Annotated in this window: 15 protein-coding genes; 11 read left to right on the top strand and 4 right to left on the bottom strand. The window is 72.0% G+C overall.

Annotated elements, in window-relative coordinates:
* Positions 1-4 precede the first annotated feature (4 nt).
* From ABZ464_RS03315 to ABZ464_RS03300, 4 genes are read left to right on the top strand one after another with little or no spacing between them, the layout of a single operon-like run.
* Positions 5-961 carry an ABC transporter permease gene (locus tag ABZ464_RS03315; protein WP_359270174.1) on the top strand — a complete coding sequence of 319 codons (957 nt, stop codon included), beginning with the start codon at positions 5-7 and terminating at the stop codon, positions 959-961.
* On the top strand, positions 961-2,910 hold the full coding sequence (locus ABZ464_RS03310) for a dipeptide/oligopeptide/nickel ABC transporter permease/ATP-binding protein (RefSeq protein ID WP_359270171.1): 1,950 nt from the start codon (positions 961-963) through the stop codon (positions 2,908-2,910). The genes ABZ464_RS03315 and ABZ464_RS03310 overlap by 1 nt, the downstream gene beginning before the upstream one ends.
* On the top strand, positions 2,907-3,923 hold the full coding sequence (locus tag ABZ464_RS03305; protein WP_359270169.1) for an ABC transporter ATP-binding protein: 1,017 nt from the start codon (positions 2,907-2,909) through the stop codon (positions 3,921-3,923). The genes ABZ464_RS03310 and ABZ464_RS03305 overlap by 4 nt, the downstream gene beginning before the upstream one ends.
* Positions 3,920-4,846, top strand: a complete 927-nt coding sequence (locus ABZ464_RS03300) for a dihydrodipicolinate synthase family protein (RefSeq protein ID WP_359270165.1) — start codon at positions 3,920-3,922, stop codon at positions 4,844-4,846. Before ABZ464_RS03305 ends, ABZ464_RS03300 begins: the two co-directional genes overlap by 4 nt.
* Before the next feature lie 4 nt (positions 4,847-4,850).
* Here ABZ464_RS03300 and ABZ464_RS03295 read toward each other — a convergent pair whose 3' ends face one another.
* Positions 4,851-5,219: a hypothetical protein gene (locus ABZ464_RS03295; RefSeq protein WP_359270162.1), complete on the bottom strand. Its 369-nt coding sequence runs from the start codon at positions 5,217-5,219 to the stop codon at positions 4,851-4,853.
* 73 nt (positions 5,220-5,292) lie between these two features.
* The gene (locus ABZ464_RS03290) at positions 5,293-6,981 is read right to left on the bottom strand and encodes a sodium:solute symporter family protein (RefSeq protein ID WP_359270159.1); all 1,689 of its coding nucleotides are present in this window, start codon (positions 6,979-6,981) and stop codon (positions 5,293-5,295) included.
* A gap of 139 nt (positions 6,982-7,120) precedes the next feature.
* Between ABZ464_RS03290 and galT the strand changes: the two genes are divergently transcribed.
* From galT to galK, 3 genes are read left to right on the top strand one after another with little or no spacing between them, the layout of a single operon-like run.
* Entirely contained in the window at positions 7,121-8,182 is a 1,062-nt protein-coding gene (gene galT / locus ABZ464_RS03285) for a galactose-1-phosphate uridylyltransferase (protein WP_359270156.1), read from the top strand.
* Entirely contained in the window at positions 8,179-9,141 is a 963-nt protein-coding gene (gene galE / locus ABZ464_RS03280; RefSeq protein WP_359270153.1) for a UDP-glucose 4-epimerase GalE, read from the top strand. Before galT ends, galE begins: the two co-directional genes overlap by 4 nt.
* On the top strand, positions 9,141-10,307 hold the full coding sequence (gene galK, locus ABZ464_RS03275; protein WP_359270150.1) for a galactokinase: 1,167 nt from the start codon (positions 9,141-9,143) through the stop codon (positions 10,305-10,307). Before galE ends, galK begins: the two co-directional genes overlap by 1 nt.
* A 49-nt stretch (positions 10,308-10,356) precedes the next feature.
* On the opposite strand, the gene ABZ464_RS03270 is transcribed toward galK, so the two are convergent.
* Positions 10,357-10,812 carry an N-acetyltransferase gene (locus tag ABZ464_RS03270; RefSeq protein WP_359270662.1) on the bottom strand — a complete coding sequence of 152 codons (456 nt, stop codon included), beginning with the start codon at positions 10,810-10,812 and terminating at the stop codon, positions 10,357-10,359.
* 273 nt (positions 10,813-11,085) lie between these two features.
* Between ABZ464_RS03270 and ABZ464_RS03265 the strand changes: the two genes are divergently transcribed.
* Positions 11,086-11,889: a response regulator transcription factor gene (locus ABZ464_RS03265; protein ID WP_359270147.1), complete on the top strand. Its 804-nt coding sequence runs from the start codon at positions 11,086-11,088 to the stop codon at positions 11,887-11,889.
* Here ABZ464_RS03265 and ABZ464_RS03260 read toward each other — a convergent pair.
* Positions 11,848-12,345 (bottom strand): MarR family transcriptional regulator, encoded by a 498-nt coding sequence (locus tag ABZ464_RS03260; protein ID WP_079661767.1) that lies wholly within the window; start codon positions 12,343-12,345, stop codon positions 11,848-11,850. The genes ABZ464_RS03265 and ABZ464_RS03260 overlap by 42 nt on opposite strands.
* A gap of 118 nt (positions 12,346-12,463) precedes the next feature.
* On the opposite strand from ABZ464_RS03260, the gene ABZ464_RS03255 reads away from it, so the two are divergent.
* From ABZ464_RS03255 to ABZ464_RS03245, 3 genes are read left to right on the top strand one after another with little or no spacing between them, the layout of a single operon-like run.
* Complete coding sequence (locus ABZ464_RS03255; protein WP_359270144.1) at positions 12,464-13,261, top strand: trans-aconitate 2-methyltransferase; 798 nt, start codon at positions 12,464-12,466, stop codon at positions 13,259-13,261.
* Positions 13,261-13,623 carry a glyoxalase gene (locus ABZ464_RS03250; RefSeq protein WP_359270141.1) on the top strand — a complete coding sequence of 121 codons (363 nt, stop codon included), beginning with the start codon at positions 13,261-13,263 and terminating at the stop codon, positions 13,621-13,623. The genes ABZ464_RS03255 and ABZ464_RS03250 overlap by 1 nt, the downstream gene beginning before the upstream one ends.
* Positions 13,624-13,679: 56 nt before the next feature.
* Entirely contained in the window at positions 13,680-13,853 is a 174-nt protein-coding gene (locus ABZ464_RS03245; protein ID WP_359270138.1) for a CsbD family protein, read from the top strand.
* The last annotated feature ends 25 nt before the right edge of the window (positions 13,854-13,878 follow it).

The following is a 13,878-nucleotide window of genomic DNA, read 5'->3' as shown; positions in this document are numbered from 1 at the left end:
CGGCATGACAGCGGTCGTACGGATCCTGCTGCGCCGCGTCGCCCTGCTGGTGCCGCTGCTGCTCGGCATCGCGCTGTTCGTGTTCCTGGTGATGCGGTTCTCCGACGCCGACCCCGCCTCCGCCTTCTTCCAGGGCGCCAACCCGACCCCGCGTCAACTGCACGAGTTCCGCGCACGCAACGGCCTCCTCGACCCCCTCCCCGTGCGGTACGTCCACTTCGTCGGCGACCTCTTCCACGGCGACCTCGGCACCAGCGCCCTCACCGGCGCCCGGGTCGCCGACCAGATCGCCACCGCGCTGCCGCTCACCCTCCAGCTGACCTTCCTCGGCCTCGGCATCGCCGTCGTCCTCGCCCTGACCTGCGGGATCACCGCCGCCGTGCACCGCGACCGCCTCCCCGACCAGGCCGTACGGGTCCTCTCGCTGGCCGGGGTGGCCGCGCCCGGGTTCTGGCTGGCGCTGCTGATGATCCAGTACCTGGCCGTGGACCTGGGCTGGTTCCCGGCCGGCGGCTACATCAACCCCGCCGACTCCCTCACCGGCTGGCTGCGCACCATGGCGCTGCCCGCGCTCGCCCTCTCCCTGCCGGTGGCGGCCCAGCTGACCCGGATCGTACGGACCTCGGTGGTGGAGGAACTGGACAAGGACTACGTTCGCACCGCGCTCGGCGCCGGACTCCCGCCCCGCGTGGTCGTCGGCCGCAACGTGCTGCGCAACGCCCTGATGAACCCGCTGACCGTGCTCGGCCTGCGCGTCGGTCACCTCCTCGGCGGCGCCGTCGTCATCGAGACGGTCTTCGCCCTGCCCGGCATGGGCAAACTGATGATCGACGCCGTACAGAACGGCGACCCGGCCGTCGTCCAGGGCGTCGTCCTCACCACCGCCACCGGCTTCGTCGTCGTCAACCTCCTCATCGACCTCCTCCACCTGCTCGTCAACCCACGCCTGAGGGCGGCCTGATGCCCACCCGCGCCCGCCTCGCCGTCGGGTTCCTGACGGTCGTCGCCCTCGCCGCCGTCCTGGCGCCGCTCCTCGCCCCGTACGACCCGCTCGACCAGCAGGACCCCGTCGACGGCACCGGACACCCCTCCGGCGCCCACTGGATGGGCCAGGACAGCCTCGGCCGGGACATCCTCAGCAGACTCCTGTACGGCGCCCGCTGGTCCCTCGCGATCGGGCTGGGCGCGACCGCGCTCGCCCTGGCCGCCGGCGCGCTCCTCGGGGCGCTCGCCGCGACCTCCCGCAAGGGGGTCGACGAGACGCTGATGCGGGGCCTGGACGTGGTGATGGCCTTCCCCGGCATCGCCCTGGCCGCCGTGCTCGTCACCGTCTTCGGCGGCGGCATCACCGTCCTGACCTGCGCGATCGCCTTTCTCTTCACCCCGGCGGTGGCACGGGTCGTCCGGGCCAACGTCCTCGACCAGTACGGCGAGGACTATGTGACGGCGGAACGCCTCATCGGCGCCCGCACCCCGCACATCGTGCTGCGGCACGTCGCGGTCAACTGCGCGGCGCCGGTGCTCGTGTTCTGCACGGTCCAGGTCGCCGAGGCGATCGTCTTCGAGGCGTCGCTGTCCTTCGTCGGCGCCGGCGTACGGCCCCCGGACCCGTCCTGGGGCAGCGTCGTCGCCGACGGCCGGAACATGGTGCTGACCGGCGGCTGGTGGGCGACCGTCTTCCCCGGACTGCTGATGCTGGTCACCGTCCTGTCGCTGACCCTCCTGTCGGAGGGCGTCTCCGACGCCTGGGCGGCCCCGGCGGCCCGCACGACCGCGACACCGGAGGAGGAACACCGGCACGGTCACGCGACGGGGGACGCGGCGGTGCCCGCCGACGCCGTGCACCCGCTGACCGGGCTCGCCGACGCCGCCCGGCGGCTGCGCGCCCGCGCCCGGCCCCCGGTGGACCGCGGCGGCGGCCCCGTGCTCACGGTGGAGGACCTCGCCGTCGGCTTCCCCGACCGGCACCGGGGCGTGGACGTCGTCGACGGGATCGGCTTCGAGCTGTACCCCGGCGAGGTGCTGGGCCTGGTCGGCGAGTCCGGCTGCGGGAAGTCCCTGACCGCGCTCACCCTCATGGGCCTCCAGCCCGCGCCCGCCCGGGTCCGCGGCCGGATCCGCTTCCGCGGCACGGACTTGCTCACCCAGCCGGCCCGGGCCCGGCGGCGGCTGCTCGGGCACGAGATGGCGATGGTCCACCAGGACGCCCTGTCCGCGCTCAACCCGGCGATGACCGTCCGCGCCCAGCTTCGCCAGCTGGTACGGCGCGGAGGCCGCCGTACGCCCGATGAACTGCTGACGATGGTCGGCCTCGACCCGCCGCGCACCCTGCGCAGCCGGCCGCACGAGCTCTCCGGCGGGCAGCGCCAGCGCGTGCTCATCGCCATGGCCCTCTCCCGCGACCCGTCCCTGATCGTCGCCGACGAGCCGACGACCGCCCTCGACGTCACCGTGCAGGCCCAGGTCATGGAGCTGCTGCTGCGGCTGCGCGAGGAACTGGGCTTCGCGCTGGTCCTCGTCTCGCACGACCTCGCCCTCGTCGCCGAGGTCACCGACCGGGTCGCGGTGATGTACGGCGGGCGGATCGTGGAGAGCGGCCCGACCCCCGACCTCCTCGCGGCCCCGGCCCACCCCTACACCCGCGGCCTGCTCGCCGGCGTCCTCTCCCTGGAGTCCGCCGACGCCCGGCCGACCCGGATCGCCGGGACCGTACCGGCCCCCGCGGACTACCCGCCGGGCTGCCGCTTCGCCGACCGCTGCCCGAGCGCCACGACGGTCTGCCTCGCGACCCCACCCCTCCGCCCGGCCGCGCCCCGCCCCGAGGGTCCGCCTGCCCCCGCCCACACCGTCGCCTGTCACCACCCCGCCGTGGAACCCACCCCCGAGCCGGAGAGCGAGGCCGTGTCATGAGCGCCGTGGTGGAGCTGCGGGACGTCCATGTCGTGCACCGGGCCAGGGGCGGGCCCTTCGGCCGGGAGTCGCTGTACGCCCTCACCGGCGTCGATCTCACCGTCGCGCCCGGTGAGACGGTCGGTGTGGTCGGCGAGTCCGGGTGCGGGAAGTCGACGCTGGCCAGAGTGCTGGTGGGCATCCAGCGGCCCACCTCCGGCACGGTCCTCCACCGCGGCCGCGACCTGTGGACGATGCCCCCGGACGAACGCCGGACCGCGGTCGGCGCCGGCACCGGCATGGTCTTCCAGGACCCCTCGACCGCCCTCAACCGCCGGCTGACCGTACGGCGGATCCTGCGCGACCCGATGGACGTCCACCGGCGCGGCACGAAAGCCGGACGCGAGGCACGCGCGCGTGAGCTGATGGCCCTCGTCGGCCTGCCCCCGGCCCTCGCCGACGCCCTGCCCGGACAGCTCTCCGGCGGTCAGCGCCAGCGCGTCGCCGTCGCCCGCGCGCTCGCCCTCGACCCCGGTCTGCTCGTCGCCGACGAACCCACCAGCGCCCTGGACGTCTCCGTCCGCGCCCAGATCCTCAACCTCCTCCTCGACCTGCGCGAACGCCTCGGCCTCGCCCTGGTGTTCGTCTCGCACGACATCCAGACCGTACGGCGCATGAGCGACCGGGTGATCACCATGTACCTCGGCCGGATCGTCGAGGAGGCCCCGGCCGACCGGATCACCGACGAGGCCCGGCACCCGTACACCCGCGCCCTGTTCTCCGCCACGCCCAGCCTGCTGCGCCCGCGCGCCCCGATCCCGCTGACCGGTCCGGTGCCGTCGGCGACCCGCCCGCCGAGCGGCTGCCCGTTCCACACCCGCTGCTGGAAGGCGGACGCGGTGTGCTCGCGCGAGATGCCCGAGGTCTCGGCCGCGTCGTCGCCCGGACACCGCTACCGCTGTCACCATCCTGTGCAGGAGGACGAGTCGACCGACGACCTCGTACGCGAGAGCCTGCCCAGGGAGCTGCGATGACCCTGCCCACCCCGCCGGCCGGAGTGATCCCGCCGGTCTGCACCCCCCTGACCCCGGACCGCGAGGTGGACGTCCCCTCGCTGCGCCGGCTCGTCGACCATCTCCTGGACGGCGGCGTGGACGGGCTGTTCGTGCTCGGCTCCACCTCGGAGGTCGCGTTCCTCACCGACCGGCAGCGCCGACTGGTCACCGAGACCGTCGTCGGGCAGGTGGCGGGCCGGCTGCCCGTCCTGGCCGGCGCCGTCGACATGACCACGTCCCGGGTGCTGGACCACGTCGCGGCCGCCGCGGCGGCGGGCGCGGACGCGGTCGTCGTCACCGCGCCCTTCTACACCCGCACCCACCCCGCGGAGATCGCCCGCCACTACCGGCTGGTCGCCGAGCGCGGCGCGCTCCCGGTGATCGCCTACGACATCCCGGTCGCCGTGCACACCAAGCTGCCCGCCGGGCTCGTCCTGGACCTGGCCGCCGAGGGCGTGCTGGCCGGGCTGAAGGACTCCAGCGGCGATCTGGCCGGCTTCCGCGAGGTCGTCACCGGCGCTCGCGACCTGCCCGGCTTCGGTGTCCTCACCGGCTCCGAGCTGCTGGTCGACGCGGCGCTGGCGCTGGGCGCGGACGGCGCGGTGCCCGGCCTGGCCAACGTCGACCCGCACGGGTACGTCCGGCTCGTCGACCGGTGCCGGTCGGGCGACGCGGAGGGAGCGCGGGCCGAACAGGAACGGCTGTGCGCCCTGTTCGGCATGGTGTCGGTCGGCGACCCGGCCCGGATGGGCGGGAGCTCGGCGGCCCTGGGCGCGTTCAAGACGGCTCTGTACCTGCGCGGCGTCATCGACTGCCCGGCGACGGCCGAGCCCCAGATCCCGCTGTCCCCGGAGGAGACCGAAGGGGTGGCCAAGTTCCTGGCGGGGGCGGGGCTGCTGTAGGGCGTCACTCGGAGGGTGTGTCCTTTGGTGTCGGCAGCGGCGGTGCCGGAGCCGACGCCGGCCGCAGCCACAGCCACGCCAGGAAGAAGACGCCGAGGGCCAGCATCCCGAGGCCGGTCCAGAGGTTGATGTTGATGCCCTGGGCCTTGTCGATCTCGGCGTCGCTGTCGGTCAGGCCGGTGAGCGTGAGGATGACGCCGTACAGGACGAACAGTCCGCCGATGATGCGGCGCAGGTCGAAGATGCGGGCTGCGGTCGTCGACTGCTGCTCCAGCTCGGTGATCTCGCGCTGGAGCTCGGCCTCGGTGTACCCGGCGCGCCGCTGCCGCTCGGCGGCCTCGTGGCGTTCCTCGGGTTCGAAGTGCTCGGACATGGTCTCTCCAGTCTCCCGCGGTCTCCCGCGGTCTCCCGCGCGCGGCTCTCTCCCGCGGGCGGCGCGAACGGGTTCAGAACGAGAACGGGATGTAGCAGGCCGCCGCCAGGATCACGGCCCCCCAGCCCAGCAGCGCGGGCTTGCGGTACCAGGCGTCGTCGCCGGCCGCCGGGGGTTCGGCCATGCCGGGGGAGCGGGTGCCGTAGACCAGTCCCTGGAGCTCCTCGTCGGGCTTCGGGGCGGTGAACAGCGAGACCGCCACCATGACGACCGCTCCCGCGACGAATCCGGCGATCGCGGAGACGAAGTTCGCGCCCTGGTCGGTGGGGATGCCGATGACGTCCTGCTTGTAGAGGACGAAGTAGTTGATCATCGCCGCGGTGGTGCCGGCGAGCAGGCCCCAGAAGCCCGACTTCCGCGACGCCCGCTTCCAGAACATCCCCACGATGAAGACCACGAACATGGGGACGTTGAAGAAGGAGAACAGCGTCTGGAGGTAGCTCATGATGTTGGAGAAGGAGGAGGCCAGGAAGGCCGTCCCCACCGACGCCGCGACCCCGATCGCCGTGATCAGCCGGCCGAAGCGGACGTAGTAGGCGTCCTCGCGGTCGCGCACCACGTACTTCGCCCAGATGTCGGTGGTGAACACCGTGTTGAACGACGACACGTTGGCCGCCATGCCGGCCATGAACGCCGCCAGCAGTCCGGTCACCGCGATGCCCAGCACGCCGTTGGGCAGCAGTGAAGCCATCAGGTACGGGATGGCGTCGTTGTACTGGTAGCCGGAGTCCTCGGTGCCGAAGCCCGGGATCAGGGCCGCCGCCACCAGCCCCGGGATCATCACCAGGAACACGATGAAGATCTTGGGGTACGCCGCGATGAGCGGGGTCCGCTGGGCCGCCGACAGGTTCCTCGCCGACAGGGCGCGCTGGACCTCGGCGAAGTTCGTCGTCCAGTAGCCGAAGGAGAGGACGAAGCCGAGGCCGAGCACGATGGTCAGCCAGTTCGCGCCCAGCGGGTTGTCGCTGCCGATGCCGGTGCCGCCCCAGGCGGTGGTGAAGTTCTCCCCGTGGATCGCGGTCAGCTTGTCGGTGAGGCCGTCCCAGCCGTTCACCCGCTTCAGGCCCAGCACCGACAGCGGGATCAGCGCCGCCAGGATCACGAAGAACTGGAGGACCTCGTTGTAGATCGCCGAGGACAGGCCGCCCAGGGTGATGTACGCGAGGACGAAGAAGCCCGCGACCACGATCGCCACCCACTGCGGCCAGCCCAGCAGGGCCTCGACGACGATCGCCAGCGCGTACAGGTTGACGCCCGCGATCAGGATCGCCGCGAAGGCGAACAGGGCCGAGCTGAGCAGATGGGCCCCTTTGTCGAAGCGCAGCAGCAGGAACTCGGGCACCGAGCGGACCTTGCTGCCGTAGTAGAACGGCATCATCACCAGGCCCAGGAACACCATCGCCGGGATGGCGCCGATCCAGTACCAGTGCACGGTGTAGGCGCCGTACTGGGCGCTGTTCGCGGCCATGCCGAGGATCTCGGTGGCGGCCAGGTTCGCCGAGATGAAGGCGAGGCCGGTGATCCAGGCCGGCAGCGAGCGCCCGGAGAGGAAGAAGTCGAGGCTGGTCTTGACCGACTTGCGGGCGGCGAAGCCGATGCCCAGGACGACGACGAAGTAGATGCCGAGGATCGTGTAGTCGAGCGCGTTCGTGGGGAGCCGCAGCTCGGCTGCCAGCTGCACGCGGTCTGTGGGGGTCTGCATCCGGAGCTCACCTTGTCTGGTGGTCTTTGTTTGGTTGTGGGGGGTTACTTCCCGCGCGTGTTTATGTTTCTATGTGTTCGGTTCTGTTTGAAGTCATGCTTGGCACTTACTTGGCACTACTTGGCAATGGAGAGTCGCGGTGAAGAAGACCTCGACCCGGCTGGCCGACGGTCGTGAGCTGATCTACTACGACCTGAAGGACGACTCGGTGCGCGACGCGGTGGACCGCCGTCCGCTGGACCGCACGGTCACCACTTCGGAGGTACGCCGGGACCCGCTGCTGGGCGACTCGGTCGCGATCGCCTCGCACCGGCAGGGGCGCATCTACCACCCGCCGGCCGACGAATGCCCCCTGTGCCCCTCCCAGGGCGAGCGGCTCAGCGAGATCCCGGACTCGTCGTACGACGTCGTCGTCTTCGAGAACCGTTTCCCCTCGCTGGCCGGCGACTCCGGGCGGTGCGAGGTGGTCTGCTTCACCTCCGACCACAACGCGTCCTTCGCCGACCTCACCGAGGAGCAGACGCGCCTCGTCCTCGACGCCTGGACGGACCGGACCTCCGAGCTGTCGCATCTGCCCTCCGTCGACCAGGTGTTCTGCTTCGAGAACCGGGGTGCCGAGATCGGTGTGACACTGGGTCACCCGCACGGGCAGATCTACGCCTACCCGTTCACCACCCCCCGCACCGCCCTGATGCTGCGTTCGGTCGCCGCGCACAAGGAGGCCACCGGCGGGGAGAACCTCTTCGACGCCGTACTGGAGCGTGAACTCCGGGGCGAACGGGTCGTCCTGGAGGGTGAACACTGGGTCGCCTTCGTGCCGTACGCGGCGCACTGGCCGTACGAGGTGCACCTGTACCCCAAGCGGCGCGTGCCCGACCTGCTCGCCCTCGGCGAGGAGGCCCGCACAGAGTTCCCCCAGGTCTACCTGGAACTCTTGAGGCGCTTCGACCGTATCTTCGGTGAAGGTGAACCGCCCACGCCCTACATCGCCGCCTGGCACCAGGCGCCGTTCGGCGCGCTGGAGGAGTTCGACGGCGTCAACCGTGACGACTTCGCGCTCCACCTCGAGCTTTTCACCATCCGCCGGACGTCCGGCAAGCTGAAGTTCCTCGCGGGTTCCGAATCCGGCATGAACGTCTTCATCAACGACGTGCCACCGGAGCGCGCGGCCGAGCGACTGCGAGAGGTAGCGAGTTCATGAAGTACCTGGTGACGGGCGGGGCGGGTTACGTCGGCAGCGTGGTCGCCCAGCACCTGCTGGAGGCGGGCCACGAGGTCGTCGTCCTCGACAACCTGACCACCGGCTTCCGCGAGAGCGTCCCCGCCGGCGCCGCCTTCGTCGAGGGCGACATCCGCGACGCCGCCAAGTGGCTCGACGCCTCCTTCGACGCCGTGCTGCACTTCGCCGCGTCCTCGCAGGTCGGCGAGTCCGTCGTGAAGCCCGAGAAGTACTGGGACAACAACGTAGGCGGCACCATGGCCCTGCTCGCCGCCATGCGCGAGGCCGGCGTGCGCAAGCTCGTCTTCTCCTCCACCGCCGCCACCTACGGCGAGCCCGAGCAGGTCCCGATCGTCGAGACCGCGCCGACGAAGCCCACCAACCCCTACGGGGCCACCAAGCTCGCCGTCGACCACATGATCACCGGCGAGGCCGCGGCGCACGGCCTGGGCGCGGTCTCCCTGCGCTACTTCAACGTCGCGGGCGCCTACGGGGCGTACGGCGAGCGCCACGACCCCGAGTCGCACCTCATCCCGCTCGTCCTCCAGGTCGCCCAGGGCCGCCGCGAGGCCATCTCCGTCTACGGCGACGACTACCCGACCCCCGACGGCACCTGTGTGCGCGACTACATCCACGTCGCCGACCTCGCCGAGGCCCACCTCCTCGCCGTCGCCGCCGCCACGCCCGGCGAGCACCTCGTCTGCAACCTGGGCAACGGCAACGGCTTCTCGGTCCGCGAGGTGATCGAGACCGTCCGCGAGGTCACCGGCCACCCGATCCCCGAGGTCATGGCCCCCCGCCGGGGCGGCGACCCCGCCGTCCTGGTCGCCTCCGCGGCCACCGCCCGCGAACGGCTGGGCTGGAACCCGTCCCGCGCGGACCTCGCGGGCATCGTCGCGGACGCCTGGGAGTTCGCGCAGCACATCGCAAGGGAGCAGTAGTGGGGGCAGCAGTGGCGGCACAGGAAGTGCGCGAGGCGTTCGCCGGGCTGTACGGCGCCGAGCCCGACGGGGTGTGGGCCGCGCCCGGCCGCGTCAACCTCATCGGTGAGCACACCGACTACAACGACGGCTTCGTGATGCCCTTCGCGCTGCCGCACCAGGCGCTCGCCGCGGTCTCCCGGCGCGAGGACGGCCGGCTGCGCCTGCACTCCTCCGACATCGAGGGCGGCGTCGTCGAGCTCCGCCTCGACGACCTCGCCCCGGAGTCCGACGAGAACTGGACGGCGTACCCCGCCGGGGTCGTCTGGGCGCTGCGCGAGGCCGGCCACCCGGTCACCGGCGCCGACATCCACCTCACCTCGACCGTCCCGACCGGCGCGGGCCTGTCCTCGTCGGCGGCGATCGAGGTCGTCGTGGCCCTCGCCCTGAACGACCTCTACGCACTGGGCCTCGCGGGCTGGCAGCTCGCCCGCCTGTGCCAGCGCGCGGAGAACGTCTACGTCGGCGCCCCCACCGGGATCATGGACCAGACGGCCTCGGCCTGCTGCGAGGAGGGCCACGCCCTCTTCCTCGACACCCGCGACCTCTCCCAGAAGCAGATCCCGCTCGACCTCGCGGCCGAGGGGATGCGGCTGCTGGTCGTGGACACCCAGGTCAAGCACTCCCACAGCACCGGCGAGTACGGCAAGCGCCGCGAGGGCTGCGAGAAGGGCGCCGCCCTGCTCGGCGTCGACGCGCTGCGGGACGTCCCGTACGCCGACCTGGACGCGGCCCTCGCCCGCCTCGGCGACGAGGAGGAGGTCCGCCGCCTGGTCCGCCACGTCGTCACCGAGGACGCCCGCGTCGAACGCATGGTCGCCCTGCTGGAGGCCGGCGACACCCGGGCCGTCGGCCCGGTCCTCACCGAGGGCCACGCCTCCCTGCGCGACGACTTCCGGGTCTCCTGCCCCGAGCTGGACCTGGTCGTCGACACCGCCGTCGCCCACGGCGCCCTCGGCGCCCGGATGACCGGCGGCGGCTTCGGCGGATCGGCGATCGTCCTCACCGACGCCGCCGAGGTCGACACCCTCACCAAGGCGATCGAGGAGGCCTTCGCGGCGGCGGGCCACACGGCCCCGCGCGTCTTCGAGGCGGTCCCCTCCCCGGGGGCGCGCCGCCTGATCTGACCGGCTGTCACGAAAAAGGGTGAGGCGTCGGGCTCCGGTGCCTGCCGTCTCACCCCAGCCGTTTCGTCAGCGTGTACTCCGTGATCCCCGGCGGATAGTCCTCGATCACGCACACCACCTCGTAGCCGAGGCGTCCGTAGAACTCCGGGGCCTGGAAGTCCCAGGTCTCCAGGCGTACGTGGCGGCAGTCGCGTTCCTCGGCGGCGACGCGTTCCGCCTCGGTCATCAGGCGGGAGCCCAGGCCCGTGCCGCGGTGACGTTCGTCCACCCACAGGTGGGCGACGTGCAGCCAGGTCGTCCAGGTGTGGCCGACCAGCCCGCCCGCGAGTTCGCCGGCCGCGTCCGAGGCCCACACGTGCAGCGGGGTCTCGCGTTCGGCGGGGGTGCCGCGCAGCGCCTTCAGAACGGGGGAGGCCGCCGTGTCGCTGTCGCGGAGCCGCGAGCGAAGAAGATCGCGCCTCGTACTGTCGACTTCTGTCTCAAGACGAAACATGCGGCACACCATAAACGCCCTGGCCAACCAGTTCTGCGTTTTGCCTTCCGCTGCCCGCCCACAGCCCTACCCTGATGAACAGCACCGGTGGGGGCCGGTGCCGATCAGGGGGCGAGACAGTCGGGTACGACGCCCGGAGTCGGGGTAGCAGTCTCTGCACGGCGGCGGCCGTGCGGTGGCCCGCATCCCCTCCGGGCGTCGTACCCGCGCCGGTCGTCGTGCTCCGTCTTTCGAGGACCTTGGGGTATCCCCTGCTCCGGCAAGGAGCCTGGGGAAGGGGGTTTCGTGGTTCGTATCCGAGTCCTGGTCGTCGACGACCACCGCATCTTCGCCGAGTCGCTCGCCGCGGCGCTCGCCGCAGAGCCCGACGTCGACGTCTCCGCGGCCGGCAGCGGCCCCGCGGCGCTGCGCAGCCTGGAGCGCGCGGCCGCCGAGGGACGCCGCTACGACGTGCTGCTCGTCGACGCCGATCTCGGCGCCGCGGGAGGAGGCGGTCCGGGCGGCGGCCCGGGCGGTGCGCTGCCGGGCATACGGCCCGCCGTCCCCGTGCACGAGGTCGGCGAGGACGGGCTCGTCGACGGGATCTCCCTCGTCGCGGGCGTGCGCTCCACACAGCCCCACGTCCGGGTCGTCGTCCTCGCCGAGAAGGACGACCCGCGCCGCGCCGCCCTCGCCCTGCAGGCCGGGGCGTCCGGGTGGGTGGCCAAGGACTGCTCGCTGTCGCGGCTGCTCACCGTCATCCGCGGGGTCCTGCGCGAGGAGACCCATCTGCCGCCCGCCCTGCTCACCGGCGTCCTGCGCGAACTCACCGCCGCCCGCAAGCACCGCACCGAGAGCGAACGGCTCGTCGAGTCCCTCACCCCGAGGGAACGCGAAGTGCTCCGGTGCATGGTGGCGGGCCTGGGGCGCAAGGCCGTCGCCGAGCGCCTCTTCCTCTCCCCGCACACCGTCCGCACCCATATGCAGAACGTCCTCGGCAAACTGGGCGTCCACTCCACCCTCGCCGCCGTCGCCCTGGCACGCAGAGCCGGCGTCGGTCCGGTGGACCTAGCCGGGGATGTTGTCGAACGGGGCGGTCAGCTGGCGTAGCAGGGCGGCCAGCTCGCCGCGCTGGGCGTGCGAGAGCTCGGCCAGGATGGCCCGTTCCTGGTCGAGCAGCCCGGCCAGCGCCTGATCGGCGCGGTCCTTGCCGTCGTCCGTGAGACGGACGAGCACACCGCGCCGGTCGCTCGGGTCCGGCAGCCGTTCCACCAGACCCTTCTTCGTGAGCCGGTCGATACGGTTCGTCATCGTGCCCGACGTCACCAGCGTCTGCGTCAGCAGCTGCCCGGGGGAGAGCTGGTACGGCGCCCCCGCGCGCCGGAGCGCGGTCAGCACGTCGAACTCCCAGGGCTCCAGCTGATGCTCGGAGAACGCCAGCCGGCGCGCCCGGTCCAGATGCCGGGCCAGTCTGCTCACCCGGCTGAGTACTTCCAGCGGCTCCACGTCGAGGTCCGGGCGCTCCCGGCGCCACGCTGCGACCAGCCGATCGACCTCGTCCTCCATGACGATCAGTGTAGTGGTTGTGTCGACATGAAGTCTCTTGATGTCGAGTCTCTTGGTATCTAATCTCTTGATATCTAGTCTCTTGACGTCAAGATAGTGAGAGGGGAAGGTGAGAGACATGACGACCAACCCTTCCTGGAACCCCGCCCAGTACCTCCGCCACGCCGGCCACCGCGCCCGCCCCTTCCACGACCTCCTCGCCCGCGTCCCCGACCTGCCCGGCGACCCGCCCCGCATCGCCGACCTCGGCTGCGGCCCCGGCAACGTCACCGCCGTCCTCGCCGACCGCTGGCCCACCGCCCGCATCACCGGCTACGACAACTCCGCGCAGATGCTCGCCGACGCCGCCGCGCACGCCGGCGCACACCTCGACTTCGCCCACGCCGACCTCACCACCTGGACCCCCGACGAGACGTACGACCTGCTCATCTCCAACGCCGCCCTGCACTGGGTCCCCGGCCACCTCGACGCCCTCCCCGCCTGGCTCGACGGCCTCGCCCCCGGCGGCACCCTCGCCTTCCAGGTCCCCCACAACACCGACGCCCCCCTGCACGCCCTCATGCGCGAACTCGGCGACACCCCCCGCTGGAAGGACCGCCTCGCCCACGTCCTGCGCCCCGAGGACTCCGTCCACGCCCCCGGCGTCTACCTCGACCGCCTCGCCCGCCTGGGCTGCGCCACCGACGTCTGGACGACGACGTACCACCACGTCCTGACGGGCGAGGACCCCGTCCTCGACTGGGTCAAGGGCACCGGACTGCGCCCCGCCCTCGACGCCCTCGCCGACGACCCCGAGGCCCGGGACGCCTTCGTCACCGCATACCGCGACCTGCTCCGCGAGGCCTACCCGAGCACCCCGTACGGGACCGTCCTGCCCTTCCGCCGACTGTTCGCCGTGGCCACCAGGGCGGTGTGATGATCACCGCCGTCGACCACGTCCAGCTCGCCGCCCCGCCCGGCACCGAGGACCTCCTGCGGGCCTTCTACACCGACGCCCTCGGCATGACCGAGATCCCCAAGCCCGGCGTGCTCGCAGCCCGCGGCGGCTGCTGGTTCCGGGCCGGCGCCGTACAGATCCATGTGGGCATCGAGCGGGACTTCCGCCCGTCGGCCAAGGCCCACCCGGGCCTGAGGGTCACCGCGATCGCCGCCCACGCCGCCCGGCTCGCGGCCCATGGAGTGGACGTCACCTGGGACGACGACCTCCCCGGCCACGACCGCTTCTACGCCCACGACCCCGTCGGCAACCGCCTGGAGTTCCTGGAAACCCGCGTTTGAACCGCCGCGCCGACGGTGACTCGGGTGAAATTCGAACAACCGAGGAGCGAACCACCATGGCACGCGATCAGAAGGCCAAGGCCAAGAAGGAACAGCTCAAGGGCAAGGCCAAGGAGGTCACCGGCCGGGCGACGCGCGACCTGCCGCTCGAGGCCGAGGGCCGCGCCGAACAGGCCAAGGGCGACGCCCGCCAGGCGAAGGAGAAGACCAAGGACGCCTTCAAGCACTGACCCACAGCCGCTCACCCACAGCCGC

The sequence above is a fragment of the Streptomyces sp. NPDC005820 genome (genome assembly GCF_040630255.1).
Taxonomy (GTDB): domain Bacteria; phylum Actinomycetota; class Actinomycetes; order Streptomycetales; family Streptomycetaceae; genus Streptomyces.
This window is presented reverse-complemented; position numbering and strand designations above follow the sequence as displayed.

Excerpts from the sequence above, each read along its gene's own strand:
- ABZ464_RS03315 (WP_359270174.1), top strand. The coding sequence starts at position 5 with ATGACAGCGGTCGTACGGATCCTGCTGCGCCGCGTCGCCCTGCTGGTG.
- ABZ464_RS03310 (WP_359270171.1), top strand. The coding sequence starts at position 961 with ATGCCCACCCGCGCCCGCCTCGCCGTCGGGTTCCTGACGGTCGTCGCC.
- ABZ464_RS03305 (WP_359270169.1), top strand. The coding sequence starts at position 2,907 with ATGAGCGCCGTGGTGGAGCTGCGGGACGTCCATGTCGTGCACCGGGCC.
- ABZ464_RS03300 (WP_359270165.1), top strand. The coding sequence starts at position 3,920 with ATGACCCTGCCCACCCCGCCGGCCGGAGTGATCCCGCCGGTCTGCACC.
- ABZ464_RS03295 (WP_359270162.1), bottom strand. The coding sequence starts at position 5,219 with ATGTCCGAGCACTTCGAACCCGAGGAACGCCACGAGGCCGCCGAGCGG.
- ABZ464_RS03290 (WP_359270159.1), bottom strand. The coding sequence starts at position 6,981 with ATGCAGACCCCCACAGACCGCGTGCAGCTGGCAGCCGAGCTGCGGCTC.
- galE (WP_359270153.1), top strand. The coding sequence starts at position 8,179 with ATGAAGTACCTGGTGACGGGCGGGGCGGGTTACGTCGGCAGCGTGGTC.
- ABZ464_RS03270 (WP_359270662.1), bottom strand. The coding sequence starts at position 10,812 with ATGGTGTGCCGCATGTTTCGTCTTGAGACAGAAGTCGACAGTACGAGG.
- ABZ464_RS03260 (WP_079661767.1), bottom strand. The coding sequence starts at position 12,345 with ATGGAGGACGAGGTCGATCGGCTGGTCGCAGCGTGGCGCCGGGAGCGC.
- ABZ464_RS03255 (WP_359270144.1), top strand. The coding sequence starts at position 12,464 with ATGACGACCAACCCTTCCTGGAACCCCGCCCAGTACCTCCGCCACGCC.
- ABZ464_RS03250 (WP_359270141.1), top strand. The coding sequence starts at position 13,261 with ATGATCACCGCCGTCGACCACGTCCAGCTCGCCGCCCCGCCCGGCACC.
- ABZ464_RS03245 (WP_359270138.1), top strand. The coding sequence starts at position 13,680 with ATGGCACGCGATCAGAAGGCCAAGGCCAAGAAGGAACAGCTCAAGGGC.